Annotated in this window: 21 protein-coding genes and 1 riboswitch; of the genes, 11 read left to right on the top strand and 10 right to left on the bottom strand. The window is 45.0% G+C overall.

What is annotated here, in order from left to right:
* Window positions 1-84: 84 nt before the first annotated feature.
* Both C0638_RS01660 and C0638_RS01655 read left to right on the top strand, forming a co-directional pair.
* Window positions 85-966, top strand: coding sequence for an AraC family transcriptional regulator (locus C0638_RS01660; protein WP_058710864.1), 882 nt, complete (start codon window positions 85-87; stop codon window positions 964-966).
* A 100-nt stretch (window positions 967-1066) separates the two neighbouring features.
* Entirely contained in the window at window positions 1067-2398 is a 1332-nt protein-coding gene (locus C0638_RS01655; protein ID WP_058710865.1) for a prolyl oligopeptidase family serine peptidase, read from the top strand.
* Window positions 2399-2561: 163 nt separating this feature from the next.
* On the opposite strand, the gene C0638_RS01650 is transcribed toward C0638_RS01655, so the two are convergent.
* Complete coding sequence (locus C0638_RS01650) at window positions 2562-3350, bottom strand: polysaccharide deacetylase family protein (protein ID WP_058710866.1); 789 nt, start codon at window positions 3348-3350, stop codon at window positions 2562-2564.
* Window positions 3351-3649: 299 nt separating this feature from the next.
* Between C0638_RS01650 and C0638_RS01645 the strand changes: the two genes are divergently transcribed.
* Window positions 3650-4027: a PH domain-containing protein gene (locus C0638_RS01645; protein WP_058710867.1), complete on the top strand. Its 378-nt coding sequence runs from the start codon at window positions 3650-3652 to the stop codon at window positions 4025-4027.
* Between the two features lie 113 nt (window positions 4028-4140).
* On the opposite strand, the gene C0638_RS01640 is transcribed toward C0638_RS01645, so the two are convergent.
* Window positions 4141-4461, bottom strand: coding sequence for a hypothetical protein (locus C0638_RS01640; protein ID WP_040101880.1), 321 nt, complete (start codon window positions 4459-4461; stop codon window positions 4141-4143).
* A 193-nt stretch (window positions 4462-4654) separates the two neighbouring features.
* Between C0638_RS01640 and C0638_RS01635 the strand changes: the two genes are divergently transcribed.
* The 6 genes from C0638_RS01635 (at window position 4655) to C0638_RS01610 (ending at window position 11378) form a co-directional block, all read left to right on the top strand.
* A complete protein-coding gene (locus tag C0638_RS01635) occupies window positions 4655-5620 on the top strand; it encodes a carbohydrate ABC transporter permease (RefSeq protein WP_040101879.1) in 966 nt (321 codons plus the stop codon).
* The gene (locus C0638_RS01630) at window positions 5617-6438 is read left to right on the top strand and encodes a carbohydrate ABC transporter permease (protein ID WP_013369899.1); all 822 of its coding nucleotides are present in this window, start codon (window positions 5617-5619) and stop codon (window positions 6436-6438) included. Before C0638_RS01635 ends, C0638_RS01630 begins: the two co-directional genes overlap by 4 nt.
* A 117-nt stretch (window positions 6439-6555) precedes the next feature.
* On the top strand, window positions 6556-7920 hold the full coding sequence (locus tag C0638_RS01625; protein ID WP_058710879.1) for an ABC transporter substrate-binding protein: 1365 nt from the start codon (window positions 6556-6558) through the stop codon (window positions 7918-7920).
* Window positions 7921-8175: 255 nt separating this feature from the next.
* On the top strand, window positions 8176-8760 hold the full coding sequence (locus C0638_RS01620) for a TetR/AcrR family transcriptional regulator (protein WP_013369901.1): 585 nt from the start codon (window positions 8176-8178) through the stop codon (window positions 8758-8760).
* Window positions 8761-8788: 28 nt separating this feature from the next.
* Window positions 8789-10153, top strand: a complete 1365-nt coding sequence (locus C0638_RS01615) for an HlyD family secretion protein (RefSeq protein WP_058710868.1) — start codon at window positions 8789-8791, stop codon at window positions 10151-10153.
* 1 nt (window position 10154) lies between these two features.
* Entirely contained in the window at window positions 10155-11378 is a 1224-nt protein-coding gene (locus C0638_RS01610) for an ABC transporter permease (RefSeq protein ID WP_013369903.1), read from the top strand.
* Between the two features lie 83 nt (window positions 11379-11461).
* Here the strand turns inward: C0638_RS01610 and C0638_RS01605 are convergent, their stop codons facing one another.
* Window positions 11462-14053, bottom strand: coding sequence for a glycine betaine ABC transporter substrate-binding protein (locus C0638_RS01605; RefSeq protein WP_058710869.1), 2592 nt, complete (start codon window positions 14051-14053; stop codon window positions 11462-11464).
* Window positions 14028-15251 carry a quaternary amine ABC transporter ATP-binding protein gene (locus C0638_RS01600; protein WP_014599546.1) on the bottom strand — a complete coding sequence of 408 codons (1224 nt, stop codon included), beginning with the start codon at window positions 15249-15251 and terminating at the stop codon, window positions 14028-14030. The genes C0638_RS01605 and C0638_RS01600 overlap by 26 nt, the downstream gene beginning before the upstream one ends.
* Before the next feature lie 514 nt (window positions 15252-15765).
* Here C0638_RS01600 and C0638_RS01595 point away from each other — a divergent pair.
* Both C0638_RS01595 and C0638_RS01590 read left to right on the top strand, forming a co-directional pair.
* Window positions 15766-16329 carry a GbsR/MarR family transcriptional regulator gene (locus C0638_RS01595; protein WP_013369906.1) on the top strand — a complete coding sequence of 188 codons (564 nt, stop codon included), beginning with the start codon at window positions 15766-15768 and terminating at the stop codon, window positions 16327-16329.
* Window positions 16330-16481: 152 nt separating this feature from the next.
* On the top strand, window positions 16482-17963 hold the full coding sequence (locus C0638_RS01590; RefSeq protein WP_058710870.1) for a carboxylesterase/lipase family protein: 1482 nt from the start codon (window positions 16482-16484) through the stop codon (window positions 17961-17963).
* Between the two features lie 139 nt (window positions 17964-18102).
* Here the strand turns inward: C0638_RS01590 and C0638_RS01585 are convergent, their stop codons facing one another.
* The 6 genes from C0638_RS01585 to C0638_RS01560 all read right to left on the bottom strand — a co-directional run bounded on the left by C0638_RS01585 (window position 18103) and on the right by C0638_RS01560 (window position 25128).
* Window positions 18103-20133, bottom strand: coding sequence for a methyl-accepting chemotaxis protein (locus C0638_RS01585; RefSeq protein ID WP_058710871.1), 2031 nt, complete (start codon window positions 20131-20133; stop codon window positions 18103-18105).
* Window positions 20134-20376: 243 nt separating this feature from the next.
* Entirely contained in the window at window positions 20377-21324 is a 948-nt protein-coding gene (locus C0638_RS01580) for a DMT family transporter (RefSeq protein ID WP_058710872.1), read from the bottom strand.
* A gap of 170 nt (window positions 21325-21494) precedes the next feature.
* Window positions 21495-21639: riboswitch (FMN riboswitch) on the bottom strand.
* Window positions 21640-21763: 124 nt separating this feature from the next.
* Window positions 21764-22456, bottom strand: coding sequence for an ABC transporter permease (locus tag C0638_RS01575; protein ID WP_058710873.1), 693 nt, complete (start codon window positions 22454-22456; stop codon window positions 21764-21766).
* The gene (locus C0638_RS01570) at window positions 22449-23372 is read right to left on the bottom strand and encodes an ABC transporter ATP-binding protein (protein WP_058710874.1); all 924 of its coding nucleotides are present in this window, start codon (window positions 23370-23372) and stop codon (window positions 22449-22451) included. Before C0638_RS01570 ends, C0638_RS01575 begins: the two co-directional genes overlap by 8 nt.
* A 102-nt stretch (window positions 23373-23474) precedes the next feature.
* Window positions 23475-24419 (bottom strand): sensor histidine kinase, encoded by a 945-nt coding sequence (locus C0638_RS01565; protein ID WP_058710875.1) that lies wholly within the window; start codon window positions 24417-24419, stop codon window positions 23475-23477.
* Between the two features lies 1 nt (window position 24420).
* Window positions 24421-25128: a response regulator transcription factor gene (locus C0638_RS01560; RefSeq protein ID WP_058710876.1), complete on the bottom strand. Its 708-nt coding sequence runs from the start codon at window positions 25126-25128 to the stop codon at window positions 24421-24423.
* Window positions 25129-26170 lie beyond the last annotated feature (1042 nt).

Genomic DNA, 26170 nt, shown 5'->3' with positions numbered 1-26170 from the left:
ATCTTATGTATTTTGTTATCTTAGGTTTTTTTTGTTTATGGAGACAGGGAGGTATTATGTTCACATCTGAGAGGAGCGACAAACTTGGAATACAAATATGAGCTGGTCCAGGCAGACAATCATTTTCCATTAAAAATTATAGTTCATTCCTCCAATGAACCAGCATACATACCTAGGCATTGGCACGATAGCATCGAAATATCTTATGTACTCTCAGGGAGAATTGACAATATCTATATAGATGGCATGAATTATAGCTCCCAAGAAGGAGATATTGTGCTCATTAATTCGAATGCTATTCATTCCTTTTCTGTGGCTAAGGGCAAAGGTAGAGAGGCTATAACCGTTTTGATTCCTTCTGGATTTATTCGAGAAAATACTAAGGACAGTAATCCCATTTCATTCGATTGTATATCCATTTTTGAAACCAATGAGCAGAGATTACAGCATTTTAAGGAGCTGCGTGATCTGTTAAACACATTATTTGTAGCTTACCTCAACCAGCACAATGACCCTTTGGTACATATCCATCTAACGTCGCTATCTTATAAACTGGTGTACCTTTTATTAATGCATTTTAAAATTGACAACGAATCGATCCCTGGCTTTAACACTCATAAATATTTGGAGCGACTGACGTTGATAACCGATTATATCAAAGAAAATTACGATCAGAGTCTATCCCTGGATTCCATAGCTCAGGTTTTTGGATTGTCTCCCGAATATTTGTCCCGTTTTTTTGTAAAGCATGTAGGTATGACGCTATTTCAATATATCAATGCCATCCGTCTGGAGAAATCTTTCCGTGTTCTTATGAATACGGACCATTCTATTATACAAATTGCGCTGGAACACGGATTTCCAAACGAGAAGTCTTTTGCCAGGGTATTTAAAAAGGTTTATCAAGCGACACCGCATCAATATCGTAAAAAGCACAAGAGGCGTTCTGAAGCAAGGAGTCAGTAATTGACCTGAATTAGGCTAATAAAAGGCAGGATGAAAATAAAAAAATCATTAAAATTAATAATGTAAGCGTTTTATCAATGGATCTGGGAGGTAAGACATCATGTTTAAACAGTTTAAAAAGGTTGCTAAAACAACTATGTTATTCACTTTAGCTGTCAGTACGACCCTTGTATTCAGCAACGGTGCATGGGCTGCCAAGGATGCCAAGATGCAGCCTACTTCATACCGGACTGTTGCGGAGGTGAAGGATTGGGGAGCAACCATTACGAAGATCATTGTTAATCTGGGTAAGCCGGTACCCAAAGATGCGATAACAAAGGATACATTTAAGGTATATGTGGAAAGAAGCGACAATAGGTTGGTAAATTCCTTTGTTGGGAAAGGCAACCGGAAGGTCACCAAGGCCTATGTATCGGACAAAAGTGGCAACCCTGTAAGTAAAACAGGAAGCTACGTTGTGTTGGAAATGGAAATTGGTCCAGCCGTAACTCTAAGCTCTGCCATTCATTATGATGCGGCGGGTTCGGGGTTTAACGCATGGAATGATAACAAATATACGATCACGCAGCAAAAAGCTATAAAAACCAAATCAGGCACGATTTCCGGCTTGAAGATTGATACCTCTGCAGGCGAGATACGGCAGCTGGTTGATCAATTTACAACTGGTAAAGCTACTTCTGATGGGGTTACTTTAACCTACGCGAGCTATGCACCGGCAAAAGACAAGGTGAAAAACCCTTTGGTGATTTGGCTGCACGGTATGGGAGAGGGAGGTACAGATCCGACGATTCCGATTTCGGGTAATAAAGCAGCGAATTTTGCTTCTAAGGATATTCAATCGTATTTTGGCGGGGCTTATGTGCTGGCACCTCAGACTCCGACCTACTGGATGGATGGTTTTACAGGCTTTGGAGACGGAACCTCGAAGTATGAGCAAGCATTGATGTCCTTAATTAAGGAATACGTGGCCAAAAACAAAGACATTGATACAGATCGAATCTACATTGGTGGAGACTCCAACGGCGGATATATGACTATGTTGCTGATCCGTGATTATAAAGACTATTTTGCAGCAGCTGTGGTGGCGTGTGAAGCCTTAAAGGATAGCCTAATCACTGACGAACAAATTAACGATTTGAAGGATCTGCCGATCTGGTTTGTGGCTGCCAAAACCGATACTGTGGTTCCACCCAACGATTATATGATTCCGACCTACAACCGTTTAGTGAATGCCGGAGCAAAGGATGTCCATATGTCGTTGTTTGATAACGTAGTGGATACTTCTGGTTTGTACAAAAAGAGTGATAAAACACCGTATGAATACAATGGCCACTGGTCCTGGATTTACGTGTATAACAACGAAGTATCGAAGGTGATTAACGGAAAGAAAACAACGATGATGCAATGGCTGGCCTCCAAAACATTGAACTGAACGGTATAGCTGTAAAATAAGATGTGGTGCTCACTATTGAGGTTGGGATTTATCCTCTCACAAGTTAAATAAACTTGTGAGAGGTCTCTTGTATTACCTCATTCCAATTTCGTTCCTGCATACTTTTTGCATAGTCAACGGCGAGCCCACTTTCCTTGCTCTTTCACTTATTCACCTCAATCAGCCCATCCGGCTTTTCTCGATTAGAGAGTAATTCAGATACAGTGACGAAGGAATAACCTCTTTTCTTGAGCTCAGGGAGAATAATCTTCAAGGCTTCAACGGTTTGTGTACTTTGATGTACATAATCGTGCATGAGGACAATGTCGCCGTTACGGGCGTTACGAAGCACCTTATCTGCGATACGGTGTACACCAGGCTTTCGCCAATCTAGGGTATCCTGATGCCAGGACCATAAAATAATTTTTAGCCCCTTCTCCTTGGATAGCTTGACGAGTGAATCGTTATAGGAGCCGCCTGGTGGTCTAAATAGATGGGTCCCCGCACCAGTTGCCTGAACGATGCTCGTCTGACCTTGGTCCAATTCGGACAGAGCTTTGTTGCGGGAGATATATTGAAAGGATGAATGAAGGAAGGTATGGTTGCCAACTTCATGTCCTTCCTCTCGTTCCCGTTTTACAAGGTGTGGCAGCTTTTCTACACGACTACCAACGACAAAAAAGGTCGCTTTCGCATCATATTTTTGAAGTAAATCGAGAATGGCAGGCGTATTGCTTTCGTCCGGTCCGTCATCGAATGTGAGAGCGATAAGCTTACGATGGGTAGGAACTTCCCATACAATGTCGCCCCGTTCTTCGTAATAGGCTCTTCCCTTTGTAGGAGCGGGGGAGGCATATGATGTGTTTTGTGCATTCGTATATGGAGTGGGGCAAGAACTGATACACACCAAAGAAACAGCGATTCCAGCGCATAGCAAACGGTTATATTTCATCAGGCTTCTTCTCCGTTCTGACGTATTCTCACATTAGCTTGCCAAGAAGAAGCGTATACCATTCCTCATTTCTGAATTTTGCTCAATAACAGTGCTAGCTTGCTTGTTGATAACATCCTGTGCCCATGTTAAGTTGTACATATCCATCCTTGGTTTTAATGTGCAGTGAAGATCGGTCATTGTCCAGTTCTTAATCTGACGAAAAATGGAAGAGGTCAACGAGATAAGCCGCTAAAGCTGATTTGAAGTTTCATGGAGCTGCGACTCGTTCCTGAACTTCGAACAGGAGATGAGACGGGATGAAAACAGATGAAAAAGAGCTGCGAGCCATTAGTCTAACGTTGGAAGCTGGCGAACATATCCGATCCTGTATTAGGTGTACGTATGATTTGCAGCAAAGCTCTGAGAAGATACCGCTTTGTGGAATGCTGGCCGTAACGTCCCAACGAATCATCTTTTATTCCTGCACTATGGGTATTCCTTGGGTCAAGTTCATTAATTATCACCATATTTCGCAGGCTAAGATGGAAAAGGATTTGTCAGATACTAAGGGGAGCATCCTGTTGATCAATCAGGGTGTAAATGAGGTGTTCTGCCACCTGCCGAATGAAGATCGTATAGAGCGTTTTGTAGCTGTACTAGAGCAGGAAGCAGGCATCTCCTGTGAGAACAAATGATTATAAGAATACAAATAACTAAAACCTCCAACTTCGTAATGTGCCAAGGGTAGGCTCCTTACGGATTTGGAGGTTTTTTGTCTTTTAGTTAGACAGATTGCATGGATTAAACGCTAGCTCAACAGGACTATAACCAACAAATTAAATAGCACCAGCGGCAGAATGACATTGTTGTAGGCATAGGAACGATCAGGGGCCGGAATGCCTGAGGAGGGTGAGTGATACTGCTGAGGGACTCTCAGATACAAATGATCCGCATCCATGTGCACAATCGTTCCTTCATACACATGATGATCCATCGTTTGTACCCTAACCGTGTGATTCATGTAGGGGCTCAATTGATAATGCAATTGATCGCGAACTTTTTTAAGTTCTTGTTGGAATTCCGGTCTAGCTTGATATAAAGTTTGCGGACTGACGGTATTGTACGACATTCGCCTCTGACCTCCATACTCATAATAATGATATATCGTATGCAGGAGCCTGTGCCCTTGTGCGAGTACCCAATTAGGATTGGTTTTACAAAGAGTAAAAACATTAACATTTTACTCCAGTCCACTTGATGTTCCCTTTACATCAAAACGATACACTTACTGAGGTTGGTTTAAAAGAAAGGGGCGTTCCGTTTTGGGTGAACTTAACAAATCTTTGGGACTGGGGACGAGGAGCCAGCAACGGACATCGTCTAAAGCTCGCATACGCACGGGTTCGCTAAAAATTCAAAGACTGCGCGAAAACGCGCTGGCGTATACCTTTTTGGCTCCATCGCTTATTTTGTTTGCTGTATTTATGTTTTATCCGATGATAAAGTCCGTTTATCTTAGCTTGCATTCTACAGATCCCGCAGGAAACGTTGCAGATTATGTGGGGTTCGATAACTTTGCTATGCTTTTCAGCTCAGGTCAGTTTCTACAGGGGATTAAGGTCACGCTGCTTTTTGCGGTATTGACGGTACCTGTGGGTATTTTACTGGCGCTGGTACTAGCTGCCCTTACACACAGTAAGTTACGTGGGATGCGTATCTTCCAATTTGCCTTCTCGCTACCGATGGTGTTGTCGGTGGGTTCATCTGCGGTCATTTGGAAATTTCTTTTCCATCCCACACTGGGAATGTTCAACTATGTGCTTTCCCTGTTACATATCAATCCGGTTCCGTGGTTGACCAGCCCGGATTGGGCGCTGTTCTCCGTAGCCATAATGACCATCTGGATGAATCTTGGCTTCAATTACATTATCTTATCGAGCGGACTTCAAGGGATTCCAGACGACATGTACGAAAGTGCCAAAATGGACGGAGCCGGACCGTTGGTCACGTTCTGGCGTATCTCTATGCCGCTGCTATCACCGACGATCTTTTTTGTGACTGTAGTTTCTATCATTGGTGCCTTCCAGTCTTTTGCCCAAATTAATATCTTGACCAAAGGCGGTCCGGTGAACAGTACAAATGTATTTGTATATTCCATTTATCAGGAAGCTTTCGTTAATTTCCGGTTCGGAACAGGGAGTGCGCAGGCGATTGTCTTGTTCGCCGTCATTTTGGTGCTTACGATGATTCAGTTTAAATGGGTGGAAAGAAAGGTGCATTACCAATGAAACAACACCTGAATTCAACATTACTGTATGTGCTGCTTACGATTGCAGCCGCTCTGATTTTGTATCCGGTGATTTATACATTTTTTATGGCGGTCATGTCACCGGAGGAAGCGAGCGCTTACCCACCAAGCTTTTTCCCGCATTCCTTTCATATGGCCAATTTCACTGAAGTGTTTGAAATCGTTCCGATTGCAGCCTTTATCGGCAACACCTTTCTCATTTCGGGTCTGACGATGATCGGACAACTGATTACAGCCAGCTTGGCGGCCTATGCCTTTGCCAAAATGGAATTCAAGGGAAAAAACTTCATTTTTAGCATGTTTGTCGCGACAATGATGATCCCTTGGGAAGTTACCATTATTCCTAACTATCTGACGGTGCGAAGCTGGAACTGGCTTGATACATATCAAGGGTTGACGGTTCCATTTCTGGCGACGGCATTCGGAACATTTCTGCTAAGACAATTTTTCCTCCAGCTTCCCAAGGAACTGTTCGAGGCTGCTCGTATGGATGGGTGCGGACATATCCGATATTTCCTGTTCCATGTGCTTCCGTTATCGCGCCCTGCACTCGGAACACTGGCTGTGTATTCGTTCCTGAACATGTACAATTCATATCTCTGGCCTTTACTGGTCACAAATAGCGAGAATATGCGTACCGTACAGATCGGCATATCCATGCTGGAGTTTCAGGAATCGACTTCATGGAATCTGGTGTTTGCGGGTACAGCACTTGTCATTTTACCGTCTCTGCTCCTGCTGATCTTTGGACTCAAACAGCTGGTGCGTGGAATGGCAGCGGGTGCGCTTAAAGGCTAATCATAGATGCAAAAGACAGCAACACCTGCGCAAGCAGCCTATATACAAAGCTTTAACGCACAAGAGTACGAACATTTCATTCAAGAATCATTTAATCAAAGGGAGAGAAGAGAGATTATGAGATTTTTTCGTTTGAAAAGTGCTTTGACCCTGCTTATTCTGACTGCTATGGTAGTTGCAGCAGGTTGTAGCAACAATACAGCGGCGGAGAAGCCGAGTAATGGTAATGATGGGGCTGCAGCGGCTTCACCTATAAAACTGACTTGGTGGCATTCAATGTCCGGCAACGGTGAAAAGGCGATCAAGCAGATCGCTGCTGACTTTAACGCTAGTCATAAGGACATTCAGGTAGAGCCAGTATATCAAGGTAAATATGATGACAGCTTGAACAAGCTGAAAGCGTCGCTGGGTTCTAATAGCGGACCGGACATCATTCAAGTATACGAAATCGGTAGTAAATTCATGATCGACTCTAAAATGATCACGCCTGTACAACAATTTATTGATGCAGATAAGTTCGATTTGTCGCAGCTTGAACCGAATATTACACGATACTACACGATTGATGGTAAATTGAACGCGATGCCGTTCAATACGTCAAACCCGATTTTATATTACAACAAGGATGCTTTCAAAGCCGCAGGACTTGACCCAGCTAATCCTCCGAAAACGTATGATGAATTCGAGAAAGCTGCCAAAGCCTTGAGTAAGGATGGTAAATCCGGTGCATCCATTGCTATCTACGGCTGGTTTATGGAGCAACTGTTTGCCAATCAGAACGCGGACTATGTGAATAATGGCAATGGACGCGAGCAAGCAGCTACAGAATCCTTGCTGAATTCGGATGCCGGTGTAAAAACACTGACATGGTGGAAGAAAATGATTGATGAAAAGGTCGTATCCAATTTAGGACGTAACTCGGACGATACGGCGAAAGCTTTTTCCGCAGGACAAATTGCAATGACGCTGGATTCCACCGCTTCGCTGCGTAATATTGTGGAGCAGGTTGGCGATAAATTCGAAGTAGGCACAGGATTCCTGCCAAGAGCCAATGAAGCAAAAGAAGGCGGCGTGGTTGTAGGTGGCGCGAGCTTATACATCATGAACAACAAGCCCGAAGCCCAGCAAAAGGCAGCATGGGAGTTCATTAAATTCGTCGCTTCTCCAGCAGTACAGGCACAATGGAGTGTGAACACAGGGTACTTCCCGATTACGAAAGCAGCTTATGACGAGAAGGTACTCAAAGATAACATGGTAAAATATCCGCAATTCCAGACGGCCGTTGACCAATTGCACGCATCGGCACAATCCACTGCTACACAAGGCGCAGTAATGGGCGTATTCCCAGAAGCGCGTCAAATCGTCGAAGGTGCGATCGAAGCTATTCTGAGTGGCCAGCAGCAGCCAAAACAGGCGCTGGACCAAGCTGCACAAGAAATTACAGGCAAAATCGCACAATACAATCAAACGGTGAAGAAATAGTCGGCCCTCCCTTAAAATCGGCTGATAATTCGTAAATGTGCCCCCTTATTAGCCGATTTTATGAAATAACGGATCGAATGAGTGACCCCCTCACTTATTCGATCCGTTTTTGCATTCCTGTTTTAGAATGATCGTTTAGACGAAGTGTCTAAAATAGTCATTTTTACACATTTCCTATTGCTGGATAACTGAAAATGGGCTTATAATAAATACATAATTTTTGTACTGGACGGTCAGTTCAAAAAAGGAGGAAGCATGAAACAGCAAACGAAGGAAATTATTTTTAACGGCGCACTCAAGGCTTTTTCCGAACGAGGTTTTAATGAAACAAATATGGAGGAAATTGCCAAGGTATGTGGCATAGCCAAAGGAACCCTGTACTACAATTTTAAAAACAAGCAAGAATTGTACATTTACATTTTGAAGATGGGGATGGAGCGTTTTGTCCAGGATATCCATGAAGCGATGGCTCAGATTCCTATGGATCAGGTAGAAGTGAGGGTTCACAAGCTGATCCAAGTACATATTGAGTTCATTGGGAGAGAGCCGGATTTTTGCCGTCTATTAGTCAGTAAGGGATGGGTCTCGCAGGAACAGCATTTTAATATTAGGCAAGTGCTGGCAGACTATTTTGATTTTATGGAGGCAGAGATTGATTCCGGCAAGTTCTATGGGAAAATTTCGAGTAAGTTGGATGCAAAAACGACTGCAAATTGTTTATTTGGCATTTACATTTTTACTCCGATGCGGTCGATGGTATGGGGCGAAACGATGAATCCGCAGGAAGTTCGCGAAAGTATCGAAGTATTTGTATGTAACGCGCTGGGTATGCAACATTAAATAAATAGATAAGTGGAGTGATGAGAACATGAAAGCTAAAAAATATGCGATTTATATCGTACTCATTATTTTAATCGCTGTAGGAATCTATGCTTTGACTGCCTTCCCACGAGGGAGCAGTAGCCTGTCCGCAGATGAGTCTTCTTCAATCCCAACGGCTTATGTAGAATCAGATACGCTCAATGCCAGCTTTAAGATGGCAGGACGTATTGATCAGATGCTGGTGAATGAGGGCGACAAGGTAAAAAAAGGGCAAGTGCTAGCCCATTTGGAAAGCCGTGAGCTGGAAGATAAGGTGAAGCAAGCACAGGCTGCATTGCTGGCAGCCAAGAGCAATGTGTCCAAAGCGAAAGCCAGCGTATTGCAGGCTCAAGCAGGAGTAGGTCAGGCGCAGGCTACCGTGAGCGCCGCTCAGGCCAAGAAGAGCCAAGGCACGACAGCGGTCAGTGTGACCGCTGAGGCTTCCTCCAGCCAGATTGAACAGGCCAAAGCAGCTTCTAACGCCGCCAAAGCAAAACTGGATGCCCTCAAGAGCGGGGCAAGACCACAGGAGCTTGAGCAATTGCAAGCATCTGTGAAGGTAGCTAAGGAAACGCTGGACCTGACCGTTAAAAATCTGGAGCGTGCCAAAAAGCTTCAAGAAGCCGGTGCAGCAACTCAGGCCTCGTTGGATCAAGCGACATTGGAACATCAACAGGCAGTGGCCAAGTATAATGCAGAGTCGCAAAAATTGGATATGGCACGGGAGGGAAGCCGTAAGGAGGAAATTACGGCAGCTGAAGCTCAATACCGTCAAGCCTTGGCTGCAGTGAAGGAAGCACAGGCAGGAGCAGGCAAAGTTGCTGTGCAACAGGAAGATGTCAAAGCTGCTCAGGCTTCAGTAGAGCAAGCGCAATCCGCTGTGAAGGCGGCGCAATCGACGGTAGAGCAGGCACAATCTGCGGTTGAAGGTGCCAATGCACAGGTAGCCCAAGCGGAAGCTGCACTTCAGGAGGCTCAGACCTATTTGAGCTATACTACGCTGCGTGCGTCTGAGGATGGGATTATAAAATCCAAGTCGCTTAGCTTGGGTGAGATGGCTAGCGCAGGATTCCCGGTGTATACCATTGAAACATCCACACAGCGTTGGGCTAAATTCTATGTACCGGAAACGTCTCTGAACGGTCTTCAAGCAGGGGATACAGTTCAAATTAAATTACTGTCAGGTGGCAAGGAGCTGAAGGGTAAAGTCATTCTGTTAGAATCGGCTGCGGACTTTGCCATTCAAAAACCGAGCCAAAGTTCTGGTGATAAGGATGTCCGTTCCTTTGGTGTGAAGGTAGCATTACCAGATCTTGCGGCTTCGGTTCCAACAGGCTCCACGGTTCTGTTTACAGGCAAAGGGGCGCAGTAATATGCAGGATTCACAGGAAAGACTTCGTATCCGCGATGTGTTTCGCGAGGAATGGCTGAGTATCTTCCGGGACCGCCGTTTTATGGCTATTCTGCTGATTACGCCAATAGTGTATACGATACTATTCGGCTTCCTGTATTCACATCAGCGGATTACCGAGATGCCTGTCACAGTGTATGACGGAGATAATTCGCAGCTTAGTCGCCAGATTATTCAGGCGTTCGATGCGACTGATTCATTTGCCGTTACACGGCAAGTGACCAATCAGGATGATGTAGTCCGCCAGGTGGAGACTGGGGAAGCTAAGGTCGGAATTGTCATTCCCGACAACTTTACCACTCGGCTTAAGCATGGGGAAAATCCACCTGTGCTTACGCTGATTGACGGCAGTAATATGATGTATTCCAATAGTGCCAGTCGGATTGCCAATCAGGTCATTAGTAGCGTGAGCGCGGGAGTATCGCTTAATTCCATGAAGCAAAAAGGGATGAACGCCGATCAGGCTGCCTCGACGCTGACTACCATCCCGTTCCGATCCAGAGTGCTATTTAACCCGGTATATGATTATAAGCTTTTCATGCCGTTGGGGGTTATTTCTGCGGCTCTCCAGCAGTGTTTGCTGCTAGGTATTGCGTTGTCTTGCACGCGGGATAAGGAAGCAGGGACTTGGGGAAGATTTGGCGCATGGAAAAATACCCCGTGGCGCTTGGCTATTGCCAAGCTGGCACCCTATTATGCGGCGGGAGCTTTCAATGTGCTGACTGTATTCAGTATTAGCGCTCTATGCTTCGATATTCCGTTTAGGGGACAGGTACTACCATTGATTTTGGTGTCGTTGGTCTTTAACTTTGCTTTGTGTGGATTAGGGTTCCTGTTCAGTCTCTTTTCCAAGACCAGAGTGGATGCGACACAAACTCTGATGCTCATTGCTGTTCCTTCCTTTATGCTGTCAGGCTATACGTGGCCATTGGAAGCAATGCCCGGCTTCTTGCGAGGACTTGCTGAAATATTGCCATTAACGTATTATTTGGACGCTGTACGGAACATTACTCTCAAGGGACTGGATATCACCTACATCTTTAAGGATTTGATTGCTCTGGGCGTCATTGGTTGTGTGAGTCTGCTGGTGGCCTTCGTGATCTATCCGTTATTCTTTAGGCAGCATCAGACGACAGCACAGCATGCCGATATGCCCGTACAAGAAGGATTTACACTTAAAGGCTGAGAGCAATTTTAATCAAAAAGGCAGATCAGGAGTAACCCTGATCTGCCTTTTATTTATTAGTATAATTTAAAAGTGGAAAAGTATTATTGCGTTTTAAGATCCTCAATAGAATCAATCGGTACATAGGATGGAACGACAAGTCCGGACATAACGCCAGTCATGCTGGTTCCGATGTCATCTACTTTATCCTTATATTGAGCCCAATAATCAGCATGCGTCAATGGAAGCCAGGCGGCTGCAGTAGCATCTACACTTCCGCCAGCCACGCCTGTCCACATAGGACCGATTTCCACTTGCAGCGCTGTTACTTTATAGCCTAATTTTTGTTCCAATACATATTTCAATACGTTCGTACTGGCAATTTCAGAATCCCAAGCAGCGTAGCTCAGCTTCAGGGGATCGCCGTTGACGGGCTGCAAGCCCTTGATCCATTCCTGTACCTTATCAGGATGCTTATCAGCCCAGTTCTTGGCAGCCTGCTGTGGGGGAGTACCATCTTGAATTGCGATCATCACTTCACCCATATCATCAGCAGTCCACTTGAAACGGCTTAGAAATTCATAAGCCACAGGAGCATCCTGTTTCAAGCCTTTGCGGGCAATGGTATGAATTTCTTCTTTATCACCGTATGCTTTTTTAGGGTCTTTTAAGTATTTCAAATCATACTTGTTAAACATCCAGTGAGGAGTCCAACCGGTTACAACGATAGGCTGCTTGGCTTTGATAGCTTTATCCAGTGTAGCGGTCATAGCAGCTCCAGAGCTTTCAAGCAGTTTCCAGTCAGACAATCCATAGTCACTGATAGCTTTAGCAGTCAGCTTCATCAGTCCGGCGCCAGGGTCGGTACCGACAATACGGTAGCCGACCTCCTTGCCAAAGTCCCCAGTAGCGGCGGAAGCCGGAGCCGCTTCGGCTCCGTTCCCCTGCAATTCAGTAATTGATTTAACATTCATGTAAGCTGGAACGACCAACCCGGTTTTAACACCAGTCATATTCGCACCTAGGTCGTCGAGCTTATCTTTGTATTTAGTCCAGTAATCCGCATGCGTTAACGGCAGCCATGCAGCCGGGGAGGCATCTACATCACCACTAGCGACACCCGTCCACATAGGACCTGCTTCAACTTGCAGTGCGGTTACTTTATAACCCAATTTGTTTTCCATTATATATTTCAGCAAATTCGTACTCGCAATTTCCGAATCCCAAGCTACATAGCTTAGCTTAAAGGTATCGCCATTGACAGTTTGCAGTCCTTGAGTCCATTCCTGAACCTTGTCGGCATGTTTCTCTGCCCAATCCTTGGCAGCTTGCTCTGGACTGGTTCCGCCTTGGATAGCAACCATCATTTCACCCATATCTTCCGCTGTCCATTTGAAACGTTTTAGAAACTCATAAGCAGTAGGAGCATCCTGCTGCAAACCTTTACGGGCAATCGTATGAATACCCTCAGCTTCACCATAAGACTTTTTAGGGTCTTCCAAATATTTGAGATCATACTTGTTGAACATCCAGTGAGGAGTCCAACCGGTAATAATGATCGGTTTTTTCGCTTTAATGGCTTTGTCCAGTGTGGCTGTCATGGCCGCACCAGAACCTTCGACTAGCTTCCAATCAGACAAATTGTAGTCTTGAATTGCTTTAGCCGTCGACTTCATAATGCCTGCCCCGGCATCAATACCAATAATTTTATAATCAACCTCTGCGCCAATCGGATTGGCAGCATTACCTTTACCAGCAGCGGAATGATCAGTTCCAACAAAATATTGAGATGCGCCAGCGATCAGAATAACTGCTGTAACTGCTGAAGTGATCCATACTTTTTGCTTGCTGGATACACGACTTTTGCTTTTTTTCGTCGGTTTAAACAGGTTTTGTGTAAAGCGGTCAAGCACAATAGCCAGAACGACCACAGCCAAGCCGGCTTCAAAACCTTTACCAATTTGCAGCTGGGTCACAGCACGATACACAACTGCACCGATGCCTTCCGCACCGATCATGGAAGCAATAACAACCATGGACAGTGACAGCATAATCGTCTGATTAATACCAGCCATTAAGGTAGGCAATGCCAGTGGCAGCTGTACTTTAAACAGCTTTTGCGCCGATGTTGAACCAAATGCATCAGAGGCTTCAACCAGCTCATCCGATACTTGCATAATCCCCAAGTTGGTCATGCGAATGGTTGGGGGGATCGCAAAGATAACTGATGCGATAACACCTGGTACAACACCCAAGCTGAAAAAGGTAACCGCCGGGAGCAAGTACACGAACGCAGGCATCGTCTGCATAAAATCAAGTAAAGGCGTGATAATGCGTGATGCTGATTTACTGTATGCACACCAGATTCCGATCGGAATCCCGATAACAATGGATACAAGCGCAGACGTGATGACTAGTCCGAGCGTATTCATCGTTTCACTCCAATAGCCGAGATTATCAATCAGCAGGAAGCCGATGACAGTAAACAGTGTAAGCTGTACCCGCCCAATCATAAAGGCGATAATCCCGATGATCACGATGAACACCAGAGGGTGCGGAAGCATAAACAAGCCAGAGAAGAAGCCAACTACGGCTTCTATAACCGAAGAAATAACATTAAACAATCCAGCCAGATGAATACCCATCCAGTCTACAATGGATTGAATCCACTCAGCGATTGGCAGTTTCGGTATCATGGGCATTCACCTCCTTTGTAGTAGGTACATCTCCACTTAGTGCACCCAGTAAAGCTCCACGGACGATAACGCCCAGCAACTTCTGCTTGTCATCGACGACAGCCAGTGGCACCTTGGACGAGCTTGTAATTTCAAACAGATCATTAATGACAGTTTCAGCAGTAACCTGCGGTCCGTCAGTGATCAAAATATCTTCAATCTTCAGATTGTTGCGCAGAGCATGAACAGCATCCTCGGCATTAATAACACCCAGTAGCTTTTTGGTGCGATCAATGACGAATAGATTGGAAATCCCACGCTCTCGCATCAATTCTAGAGCTACACGCGGACCGCGGTCCATAGTGATGGTTTCTGGACGAAGCATGACATGAGCAGCCGTCAATACTTTGGACAGATCCACATCCTCGACGAAGCGGGCTACATAAGAGTTAGCTGGTTGGATCATAATTTCTTCCGGTGTACCAATTTGTACGACCACTCCGTCCCGCATCAATGCAATCCGGTCACCAATCCGCAGCGCTTCATCCAGATCATGGGTGATAAAGACAATTGTTTTCTTCATTTTATCTTGAAGCTCCAGCAGCTCATCTTGCATGTCACGGCGAATGAGAGGATCCAATGCGCTGAATGCTTCATCCATCAGGAGAACTTCAGGGTCATTCGCGAGTGCCCGTGCTAGACCGACACGCTGCTGCATACCGCCACTTAACTCATCGGGCATCTTATCACCCCAGTTTTTAAGACCAACCAGTTCCAGCGCTTGTTGTGCCTTTTCCTGGCGTTGTGCTTTATCTACCTTTTGAATTTCAAGACCGTATTCTACATTTTCCAATACAGTCCGATGTGGGAACAGGGCGAACTTTTGAAAAACCATACTGATGGTTTTTCGACGAACTTCGCGGAGTTGTTCTTTGTTCATCTTACGGAGATCTTTGCCGTGGACCAGAATTTCACCGGAGGTAGGCTCAATCAAGCGATTTAGCATTCGCACCAAAGTGGACTTGCCGCTACCTGATAACCCCATAATTACGAAAATTTCACCTTGCTTAATTTCCATGTTGGCCTTATTAACACCAACAGTAATCTGTTTTTCTTTGGCCAGCTTTTCCTTGCCCCAGCCTTGCTCCAGGAGCGGAACACCTTGCTCTGCGTGAGGACCAAAGAGTTTGCTGACATTTTTGACTTCCAAAATCGTCATACATACACCTCTTCTTTCTATACTTTGCTTGGTATTAACCCCATGTTGCATGATGGATTGAGTATAAAAATCATAATTCTGTACATCCTGAACGGTTAATGACAAAATTAATTGTAACAGAAGCATTGCTTACATTTCAAACAAAAAAACTGTTCGTAAAGTACATACAGAAAAAACTGTACAAACTTTCCTTCGATATACTCCTTCGTTCTTTAGAATGCTCAAACATTCGGAACTTTACAACTGATAGTGCTTTTTTTAAAATAGACAATGAAATATGACCATAAGAAAAAGATTTATGTATATCCATAATTTTAAAAGTTTACTATCATTAGCAATTTTGCGAATTATGATTTTGAACGATCATGCTGTTGTAATATAGACAGAAGCTTTGCTTTTGAAACATTTCATTCAGTATTGAAAGATTTCATATATTGCGTCAAAGCTAATCCTTTACGGGTCAGTCGTTCATACTAGGTTGTGCAAAATGCTCTAAAATTAGGAGGTTGCAAGCATGAGCTTGTACCAGTTAGGTGATGAGCAGCAGGCATCGCTGCAAAAAATTCGCAAACGTGTCATAGAAGCTATAGGTAAAAACATGGACCTATATGGGATCACTCTGTCCGCGGGGCATTTGTACGGTTTGCTTTTTTTTGCGGATAAACCGATGACGCTGGATGAGATGGGCCGTGAAATGGAAATGAGCAAAACGAGCATGAGTACAGGAGTTCGAACGTTGTTGGATCTGAAAATGGTGAACAAGGTATGGAGCAAGGGCTCACGCAAGGACTTGTATGAAGTCGAGTATGATTGGTATCAAACATTTACTGACTTCTTCGCTATTAAGTGGAGAAAAGCAGTAGAAACAAATTTACTCGTCCTACGCAAAGCCATCGATGAACTGGACAAATTGATGGCGCAGGGTGAAGAATACGAGGAATTTAAGGCGATTCTTCAGCAAGACCGTATGAAAATGAAGCAGGCTGTGGCTTATTACAAGTGGCTAGACCGATTGATTGATTCAATGGAAAGCGAAGAAATTTACAAGCTGATTCCGAAAGAAGAGGTTCGGGACTAATCACGATCCGCCCATCCTGTTTACAAAATGCCGGAGCGCAAAAGCGCTTCCGGTATTTTTTGGTTTGGTCCTGCACAAAGGGTATAATAGAGATATGTAAAGATTGATATTATACCGTTATGTTGAACATACGAGATAAAGGAGGGTTCATTATGGAAAGTAATACAGTACATACTCGTCTAGGTCAATTACGTGGAGAAACAGAGAATGGATATCATGTGTGGAAAGGTGTTCCATATGCACAGCCTCCTGTTGGAAAACTACGTTTTCATGGGCCACAGCCTTTGGAGCCGTGGGAGGGTGTACGGACTGCGACGAGTTTCGGACCCATCTGTCCGCAACCCATGCCCTCCGCTGAAAGTATGACTGGAAATCTGGTGGAACCGCCAGAGCAGTCCGAGGATTGCTTGTACCTGAACATTTGGACACCAGCTTCGAAGGCTCCTGAGAAGGGACGTCCGGTGATGGTGTGGATTCATGGTGGTGCCTTTGTCACTGGATCTGGGATTATACCTTTATATGACGGGGAACGCATGGCGAAGAATGGCGATGTTGTTGTAGTTACGATCAATTATCGGTTAGGGCCGTTAGGATTTTTGCATTTGACTCCAAAGGGAAATGGGCTGACCTCAAATGCCGGACTGTTGGATCAAATCGCTGCGCTGAAATGGGTTAGAGATCATATTTCTGCCTTTGGCGGCAACCCGGATGAAGTAACGGTGTTCGGTGAATCGGCAGGCGCGATGAGTATTGCCGCTTTATTGGCGATGCCAGCCGCTGAGGGGCTGTTCCAGCGTGCAATTTTGCAGAGCGGGGCATCGCAGGTGTTGCCAACTGCACAGGCCGAGCAAGTGGCGGCTGTGTATTTACAGCAACTGGGTGTAGACACTCAGCATCCTGAGCGATTGTTTACGTTGCCGACAGATGCGTTGATGCTCGCTATGGCAAAAACACATGAAGTCATCGGACCAGGGATGGCGATGATTTATCAACCCGTTGTAGACGGGGTGACCTTGCCGGATGTACCCCTGTCTGCAATCGCCCAAGGCTCAGCCAAACAGGTATCTGTTATGATTGGAACGAACTTGCATGAGGGGAACTATTTCATCCGCAAAGAATCCCATCTAATGAACAAGCCAACAGCACGTCAGGCATTAGAAATGATGACAGGCATGTCCGACATTGGCGACCTGATAGAACCTTTTCCAGTTACCATTGAGGGACAGGCGCAAATGTTGACCGATCTCATTTTTTGGCGTCCCGCGTTGGCTCTTGCCGCTGCACAGTCGGCGTATGCATCGGTATGGATGTATCGTTTTGATTGGACCCTGCCGGGACATCCTACCTTTGAACAAGCGGTGCACGGTGCAGAAATTGCTTTTGTTTTCGATAATCTGAAGCTGCTGGGCAAGCTGGGATTAGAGATTCAGCCTTCGATGCAGAAGCTTGCTCATGATATGCAGCAGGCATGGATTGCTTTTGCACGTGAAGGGAAGCCCATGCTGCCTGAGACGGCATGGCCGATGTACGACAAGCAACAGCGAGCTACAGCCATTTTTCATCAGAATATTATGGTGGAACATGATCCAGAAGGGGATAGACGCCGCCAACTAGCGGGGCAGATGAGCATATAGGTAAATACGAGACATTGTTTCAAGGATTCAACGAAAAAGCCTTCGCCCGTATTTTGTATGCGGACGAAGGCTTTTGTTAGTAAACAGATAAAGCGCTGTTGAGCTTTTGTTGATGAAATTTCAAAAATAGCTGTGGAAGCTAAATCTTAAATCGCTTAACCAGCTCTTGCAGATCCTGTGCCATGTTGGACAACTCTTGTGAGGAAGATGCGATTTCCTCCATGGCTGCCATCTGCTCTTGAGCGGCAGCGGAGGTTGTCTGCGAACTGTCCGCCGAATTGCGGGATAGGCTTGCCAAATGGGTAACAGTGGCGGAAACCTCCTCCGTGCTGGCTGAGATTTGTTCAGCAGCAGCGGACACACTTTGAATTTGTTCCACGATATGAGAAGTAGAGCGTTCAATATTTGTAAATGCACCTTCTGCATCTTGGCTAATTCGTAATCCTTCACCAACCTGATTACGAACATTGCCATTCATCGTGGCGGTAGAGCGTTGAATCAAATCGAGCATCTGCGTAATGATCTGACTGATGGAATCAGCGCTTTCCTTGGACTGTTCAGACAGTTTGCGTACCTCAATAGCGACTACGGCAAATCCACGCCCAGCTTCGCCTGCTCTGGAGGCTTCAATAGATGCGTTCAGGGACAACAAATTAGTTTGCTTGGCAATGGCAGCTATAGCCGCATTCATTTGCTTCGCATCGTCCGAGAGTTGGGATAGCTCATCCATCAGGCTAGCCGTTTGACTTACAGCTTCCAGAATGCGGTCCATCTGTGTCCGCACATGGCTAATCATTTGACTGCCTTGAGCTACGTCCTGCTCGGTTTGTCCTGCTGAATCCACGATGGAGCTTGCCGATTCGGCAATCGTGCTGACACCCTTCGCCATTTCTTCAACAGCATTGGCAGTTTGCTCGGATGCCTCGGCGCTGGTTGCTGCATTTTCTGCGGATTCCATAACCGTTTCCGCTACGTGTTGTACGGACTCCGTCGTTTGCTCTGTGCTCTCCTTGATTATCAGGGAAGAGGATGCAAGTCGGGAGGACGTTTGGTTGACCTCGGAGACCATCGAATGCAAGGAATGTGTCATCTGGTCAAAATTCTGTGCCAGCTCGCCGAACTCGTCCTTCCTAGACAGATTTACACGTTCGGTCAGATTTCCATCACGGACGATCCGTGTCCCTGCTTGCAGCTTCTTGAGAGGGATCAGGAATGAGCGGATCATTAGCACTATGATGATCGCAGCGGCCAGTATGGAAATAACAATTACAATCAGGCTTTGCCTCAGAATCGGTTGGGCTGCATCACTGTAATCCTCCAGATCCGATAATGCAACAATATTCCATCCAGTGAGAGGGTCCTTAAGTGTAAAGGCCAGCACATCCCGATTCATAAATTTAATTTGCGACACGGAAGGAGTATCATTTTCTCCGGTTGCCGCCACTTTGGGAAGTCCCTCCATAGTGTCAGCCGGTTTTTTGCCAGTCTTGTCAAAGGCTGTTCCAGCTCCAGATACAACTTTATGATCAGAATCAACAATGATGAGTCCTCCGCGTTCGCCTATCTTAACAGACTGCAGACTGTCCCCCATCTTGTCCAGATTCAAAGCCAATGCAACAGCCCCTTCACCGTTCTTCAGCGTTGCCGATACATTAACTACTAGGTTCCCTGTCGTAACGCTGGCAACTGGAACACCGACAAATATGTTGCCCTTATGTAGCATCGCATTTTTGTACCATTTTCTCTCCCTAGGATCATAATCAGCCTCCTTTTTTAGCGGAGAACGGATATATTCTCCTTTCGCATTGCCAAGGAGCGCGGCATCTAACTCAGGATGAGCTTTGACGATGTCATCCAATTTTTTCTGAAGGGCTTCTTGATCGGAACCAATGGAATCAGCTTGGATTTCACTGGTAAGGACGTCCACGTCCTTCATGATCGGGGATACATACTGATTGACATTGCTTTGGATCAGATACAGATTCGTGTATACGGAATTAGCCATTTGCTGACTGAGCTGTGTCGTAGCCCCCTGATAAGAAAAGTATCCAATAAGTAAGCTCGGAATCAATAACACAGCCAAAAAAGAAATGATTAATTTTGTCCTCATTAAATAAAACTGCTTGAGAAACCTGTTCCACCACGGAACTGTTTGTTTTTCTTTAGTCATGTTTTTTCTCCTCTGTGTCTGATGGTCACTACATTGTTTTATTCGACAGAAATCGACTAATTTTATAGATGTAATCTTAAAAAATGATGAATCAAGGCATGTTTTAGGTACATTTTTTTAAAAATAGTTCTTAAGGGCTAATCACGGTATGAATATGCATACATAAAAAGCCAAATCAGAGATGCAAAAGCACCTTCATGATTTGGCTTGAGGCTTGAGGTGAGTATAAAGCAAATGGATCTGTTAATTTTTTTGCTGACGAGAAATCATAAAGAGTGTAACCCAGATAAGCATAAAACCAGTTAATTGCGCTACGGTAACGATTTGTTGGAAAGCGATCCAGTTAATCACAACACCTACCATAGGAAAGCTCAATTCTGCCATCGTAGCATAAGAAGCTTTGGTTGTACTTAAGCCTTTGTAATACAGTAATAAGCTGAGAAGACCCGGAAGCAATGCCTGCAGCAGCAAGTTGATAATTACAGCTGCGCCCGCCCATGTACCTGTAGGCATATTCCACGGAGCATGCTCCACAGAGGTGAGAACAATGAGCAGAGGGAGCGCCACCATGAAGCGAAGGGAGGTTACCGTTTCATATTTCATCGAACGGAGCAAGTAGCTGCCCATAACGGTCGAACCGCCCCACAGAATCGCTGCACCCAGTGCAAGCAGACTACCAACTTGAACAAAATCATGAACATGTCCAAAGGGAAGCGACCAACCGAAGGTCAGAAGATACGTCCCGAACAGAGCGATGACAATTAATATTCCAAAATGACGCGGTAACATTTCCTTCAATATCACGCGGGCCAGAATAATAGCAACCAAAGGTTGAAGCTTCTGAAGTAAAAGTACGGCATTCAGATCACCGTTGCTGAGTGCCATGGTGAAAATCACACTGGCCAGTGCCGAGCCACCCCATGAGACAAACAAAATAGCGAAAACCTGACGAAATCGTATCGTTTTAAGCTCCTCGCGATGCTTCCACAGCATCGGCGTCAGAGCGATAAAGAGTAGCGCATGCTCCATCAGTACGATTTGTGTTGAGGTAAATGATTTTAACAAAATAATACGAAACAGCGGGTCTGCGCCCCACAAGGCCGCTCCAATCGCGACTAGCCAAAAACCGCTTTTCATGTGGGAGCTACGATCAAAATCCTTGGATGTTAGTACAGTTGATGATTGACTCATACTTATTTAGCTCCTTGCGAATACAGGACCGGTGGCACAAAAACCCCCGTCCATGGCGAAGGCCATGCAAGACGGGGGTTGATCAAATAAACTTGCCGTTTGATGCAAGTTAAATGAAGTCACTGCACAACCATAATGCAGTATTCATCGACTTTGCGGCATGTTCATATTTCGATCTTCTTCCATCCGGACTTTACCGTCGGCTTTGGCATCTCACCAAATCAGTCCGTATCTTGTTGCCAGATACAGAGTCGCGGGCTTAGCTCCATGAGCCATACCGCCGGTTGGGAATCTCACCCTACCCCGAAGATCCTTATTCCGTTTTTTAATTTCTCCTATAGGATATACCTGTTTTGGAATGAAGTCCAGTGAAAAATGTGTGTATATCAAGCAAGGATTTTCATCTTTTTATGAAAGCGTTCTATGTTTAATCCTTTTACTAGGCAATATCCTTATACTCAATGCGCCGAATTGCCGCATAAGCCACAAGCATTCCCAGCACAGAGAAGCTGATTTGCACGGGGGCAATGGAGCTAAGGGTAGCACCGTTATTATTGGAGAAAAGCAATGCTACAATCAGAATCGAGGTCACAATGGTCGTGGGTACAGAGTATCTTCGCATTCCCATATACAGCGGAACCAATCCCATAAAACTGGCGGCCACGGCATTGATTAGCGTGCGCGCTGATTGCTCGGCTAGTATGGAAAGAGTGAGCTTATCCGGTACAATTATGACAAACTGGTTGAGCAAATGGATCGCAGCCGTAATGATGATTTCCGAGATTACAATAGACAAGAATGTAAACAGCAGCACAATCAAGAGCTTGGCGATCATTAGCCTTTGACGATGAATCGGATACATGAACAAGATTGTAATCGATTTGGATTTAAATTCTCCTACGATAAAACGGCACAGTAGAACGGAGGCAAATACAATAAACGTTGCCCTCACCATATTGTCCATAAGATCGAGAAGCTGAGCGTACTGTGTAAATTCGGGTACTCCTTCATTTTGGCTGTCCAGTGCAATAGTACTGAGCAACCCTAGAATGCAAGCGTTGGCGATCAGCGCTGAACGGATATAACCCACCAGATGAAGCTTTTTCATCTCCAACTGTATCAATTTAAGCATTGTGATCCCCTCCATGTAACAGACGTAAAAAGTAGTCTTCCAGCGTACTGCTCTTCTGATGAATGGAATCGACCTCTACATCATTTAAAATGAGCGTTTTCGTAATTTGCTTCTGCGGTACACTAGTATCGTAAATACGTATACTCTGTTCATTAAGCACCCTTATATTATTCAGACTCAGATGGTGGGAGAGGATGTAGGCTGCTTTTTTACAATCATTGGTCGTAAATTCGATATATTCCGTATTGGTATCCCGTACCTGTTCCATCGAAACTTCCTCAATCAGCCGTCCGTGATTAATCACGCCTATTGTATCCGCAATCTGCTCAATTTCCGCTAATATATGACTGGACACGAGCAGCGTCATCCCATATTCCTTGCATAGCATATGGAATAACTGCCGAATTTCCTTGATTCCCACCGGGTCCAGACCGTTAATCGGTTCATCTAAAATGAGTAGCTCAGGCTTGGTCGCAATGGCTCGGGCAATCCCGAGACGCTGCTTCATTCCGAGTGAAAAGTCTTTTACCGGCTTGTCATCTGCATTCCGCAAATTCACTAATTCCAGTGCATCCCGGACAGCCTGCTTATTATAATAGCCCATGTATTCACAATGAAGTTCGAGATTTTGCTGAGCTGTCAGCCTTTCATAAAAAATCGGATATTCAATAATCGAACCCATCCGTCCGAGCAGATGATAAGACTGTGGCGTTAGCTTTTCACCGAACAATTCAATCTCGCCCAAGGTCGGCTTGAGCAGGTTGGTAATCATTTTCATCACCGTCGTCTTACCCGCTCCATTGGGACCGAGAAAGCCATAGGTTTCCCCCTTGCGCACATTCATACTGACCCCTGCTACAATTTCATTGCCCTTCATGGCTTTGGTCAGCTGATGTGTACGTAATATGTAAGTCATGGGTGTTCTCCCTTCGTGTGCTGTTGATAATTCAAGAATAAAGGGCGAAATGTTCATTTTTCTTTCGCAATCCTTACAAATTTATTAAGTTGAGCAGTTCGCTTAATAGTTGATCTTCTTCAAGGTAAAAGAGAAGACGGTCTGCTCATAAGGCTTGCTGGTCAATTGCATCTCTCCATTCATGCATTCAACCAGGCGCTTGGCAATCGTAAGACCCAGTCCACTGCCCTGTACCGCCTTATTACGGGAATCCTCAAGTGTGTACATGCGTTCAAAAACCTTATCCTGCTCCGGCTCCTGTATGCCTTTTCCACGATCCCACACTTCTATACGCACTGTATCCTGCTGTTCTGACAGCGTCAGGCCTAGCGTTCGACCCTCTGCCCCGTAGCGAATGGCATTTGAAATCAGATTGCTCAGCACCCGCCCAATGGCTCCTTCGTTCCCCAAGGCATGTATGGGATGCTCCGGGATGTCAATATGTACCGTAAAACCCTGAGCCGTCAGCAGATCATAAAACTCCAAAATGCTGCGTCTGCACAGTTCTCCTATCTCCAGTCGGGTCAGTGGAATATCCGTATCGTTGGCTTCCAGCTTCGCCAAACTAAAAAAGCTTCCGATCAACTCAATCGCTTCGCTTGTCTTTTGATGAATTCTGGATAGCAGCTTTATACGTTCTTCTGGCGAAATATCTGGATCGCCATCCAGCATCTCGGCATAACCAAGCACAACGGTAAGCGGGGTCTTGAGATCGTGAGAAATATTTGAAATCATTTTGCGCATAGCGATTTGGCCCCGGTTGTAATCGGCTGATACCCTCAGATTTAAGTCTAGTAGTCGGTTAATTTCCGTCATGAGTCGCTGCAGTTCAACGTCACCTGTGACATATAGCAGCTTTTCCGCATGATTCACGGTCACGATCCGCTCAAGTAGGGTTCGGACATTCTTGATTTTACGCTTATGGGCTACACGTTCCCGCCAAAGCCATAGGATAACGACGGACATTATGAGGATGACAATCCATTCAAAAATAGTTTCGATGATCATATCAGCCATTCTCCCATTTGTAGCCGATGCCCCACAGCGTTTTAATATGGACAGGGTGAGAGGGATCTTCTTCAATTTTTTCACGTAGGCGGCGAATATGGACGTTAATCACATTCTCATCACCCATATAATCGTCTTTCCAAATAAACCCGTATAATTGAGCTTTCGTAAATACTCGGTTCGGATTGGATGCAAACAGCTTCAGAATATCGGTTTCTTTGGCTGTTAGCTGAATTTCATTTCCATCGCGTATGACTGTAAAATGATCAAAATCAATGCGTAGATTTCCATAGGTCAAAACTTGTGCTTGCGGCTGTTCCTCCTGCTGTTGCAGACGGGCATATGTAGTCGATCTGCGGATTGCGGACTGAATACGAGCTGTCATCTCAAGCATTGAAAAAGGTTTGGCAACATAATCGTCTGCCCCGAAGCCTAGTCCAAGCGCTTTATCCACATCGCTGTCCTTAGCCGACATAATCAGAATCGGCACGGCGCTGCGGGTACGAATTTGCCGGATTACCTCCATACCGTCAACCTTCGGCATCATCAAATCCACGAGGATCAGATCGTAAGTATGACGTTCAAAGGCATTAAGCCCTTCTTCCCCGTCAGAAGCGGTGGTTAAATTGTAGCCCTCCTTGGTGAGTGCTTTAAGCAGCATTTCAGCAATAGATAGATCGTCTTCAATAAGTAAAATATGCTGTGGCATAGGTGTGGAACACCCCTAATTTTTAGATTAGCTCGTGTGGCGAACTGTATCTGAATTATATAGAGTGGTGGAGGGGATTTCCATAAAAAAAATCCAACGAATTTGAATAGGGGAATTTTTGGAGGAGCGTTAAAGGCTGTTTGTTTCCAAGCTCTCCAACATGATGAAAAGTTGAAAAACCTAAAATAGTTATCCTGTGTCCATCATCTTGTTTGGAGGCTAGCTATATTTCTTGAAAAATCAGCTGTACCATGGTAAGCGTCCTACTTTTGTAACAATTTTATAAGAGATTGTTTTCTGCTTTGGATTGCTGATAGCTAAAGAGATTCTGAATAGCTTTACTTCTATTGAAACATTGGATCAAACCAATGCTTAATTGATGGTATTTTAGCTAAGTCAATTATATGTAAACAGTTTCTTCCTGATACTTGGGATAGGGTTCGTAACACAATCTGCGTGGATCGCAGATAGCCTCTTTTATTTATTAGGGCGTGTATGCAAAACCTATTTCATCCAAATCCTTATTTGAAATGAACGCCCACAAAAGGAATTTATTACATTTGAGCGAGGTGTTATACTTGTTTCAGGAGAACCGTGCTGGTAACACGGCTCTCGGGCAGTCGCTTTAAATAAAGGCGGCGGCTTACAAGATGGGCTTTATGGGGCAGACCGTCTCCTTTGACCTGGGGCGGTCTGTTTCTCAATTATAAACATTTACGTATACATATACGATTACATTTACGTATACGTAAATGTAACTTTTAAGCAAGCAAATGGACGGACGACTAAGACCGTTACCTTTTGAACGAGTATTGGAATTATTACTTATTATGAGACAGTCACCACGTCCAGTTAAGTCACCATTAAATTTTCTTCGTAGGGCTATCCAAGAAGGTTGGAGTCCTGAAACAATGCCAGAAAAGGTTGATCGACACATGGAGTATGTGGAGGAGAATTATTATATTCGTAAGGGTTACACGATTGACCAAGCTCGGGAAATAGTCCAAAGGAATAGACGATAGCTTAGAATAGGAGAGTGTTA

It is taken from the genome of Paenibacillus sp. lzh-N1 (genome assembly GCF_002872435.1).
GTDB lineage: Bacteria > Bacillota > Bacilli > Paenibacillales > Paenibacillaceae > Paenibacillus > Paenibacillus polymyxa_C.
Note: the sequence above shows the minus strand (reverse complement) of the source record. Positions and strands in the feature narration are given on the sequence as shown.

Excerpts from the sequence above, each read along its gene's own strand:
- C0638_RS01605 (WP_058710869.1), bottom strand. The coding sequence starts at position 14,053 with ATGATACCGAAACTGCCAATCGCTGAGTGGATTCAATCCATTGTAGAC.
- C0638_RS01640 (WP_040101880.1), bottom strand. The coding sequence starts at position 4,461 with ATGTCGTACAATACCGTCAGTCCGCAAACTTTATATCAAGCTAGACCG.
- C0638_RS01655 (WP_058710865.1), top strand. The coding sequence starts at position 1,067 with ATGTTTAAACAGTTTAAAAAGGTTGCTAAAACAACTATGTTATTCACT.
- C0638_RS01580 (WP_058710872.1), bottom strand. The coding sequence starts at position 21,324 with ATGAGTCAATCATCAACTGTACTAACATCCAAGGATTTTGATCGTAGC.
- C0638_RS01600 (WP_014599546.1), bottom strand. The coding sequence starts at position 15,251 with ATGACGATTTTGGAAGTCAAAAATGTCAGCAAACTCTTTGGTCCTCAC.
- C0638_RS01630 (WP_013369899.1), top strand. The coding sequence starts at position 5,617 with ATGAAACAACACCTGAATTCAACATTACTGTATGTGCTGCTTACGATT.
- C0638_RS01575 (WP_058710873.1), bottom strand. The coding sequence starts at position 22,456 with ATGCTTAAATTGATACAGTTGGAGATGAAAAAGCTTCATCTGGTGGGT.
- C0638_RS01620 (WP_013369901.1), top strand. The coding sequence starts at position 8,176 with ATGAAACAGCAAACGAAGGAAATTATTTTTAACGGCGCACTCAAGGCT.
- C0638_RS01615 (WP_058710868.1), top strand. The coding sequence starts at position 8,789 with ATGAAAGCTAAAAAATATGCGATTTATATCGTACTCATTATTTTAATC.
- C0638_RS01610 (WP_013369903.1), top strand. The coding sequence starts at position 10,155 with ATGCAGGATTCACAGGAAAGACTTCGTATCCGCGATGTGTTTCGCGAG.
- C0638_RS01595 (WP_013369906.1), top strand. The coding sequence starts at position 15,766 with ATGAGCTTGTACCAGTTAGGTGATGAGCAGCAGGCATCGCTGCAAAAA.
- C0638_RS01570 (WP_058710874.1), bottom strand. The coding sequence starts at position 23,372 with ATGACTTACATATTACGTACACATCAGCTGACCAAAGCCATGAAGGGC.
- C0638_RS01560 (WP_058710876.1), bottom strand. The coding sequence starts at position 25,128 with ATGCCACAGCATATTTTACTTATTGAAGACGATCTATCTATTGCTGAA.
- C0638_RS01565 (WP_058710875.1), bottom strand. The coding sequence starts at position 24,419 with ATGATCATCGAAACTATTTTTGAATGGATTGTCATCCTCATAATGTCC.
- C0638_RS01645 (WP_058710867.1), top strand. The coding sequence starts at position 3,650 with ATGAAAACAGATGAAAAAGAGCTGCGAGCCATTAGTCTAACGTTGGAA.
- C0638_RS01625 (WP_058710879.1), top strand. The coding sequence starts at position 6,556 with ATGAGATTTTTTCGTTTGAAAAGTGCTTTGACCCTGCTTATTCTGACT.
- C0638_RS01585 (WP_058710871.1), bottom strand. The coding sequence starts at position 20,133 with ATGACTAAAGAAAAACAAACAGTTCCGTGGTGGAACAGGTTTCTCAAG.
- C0638_RS01590 (WP_058710870.1), top strand. The coding sequence starts at position 16,482 with ATGGAAAGTAATACAGTACATACTCGTCTAGGTCAATTACGTGGAGAA.
- C0638_RS01650 (WP_058710866.1), bottom strand. The coding sequence starts at position 3,350 with ATGAAATATAACCGTTTGCTATGCGCTGGAATCGCTGTTTCTTTGGTG.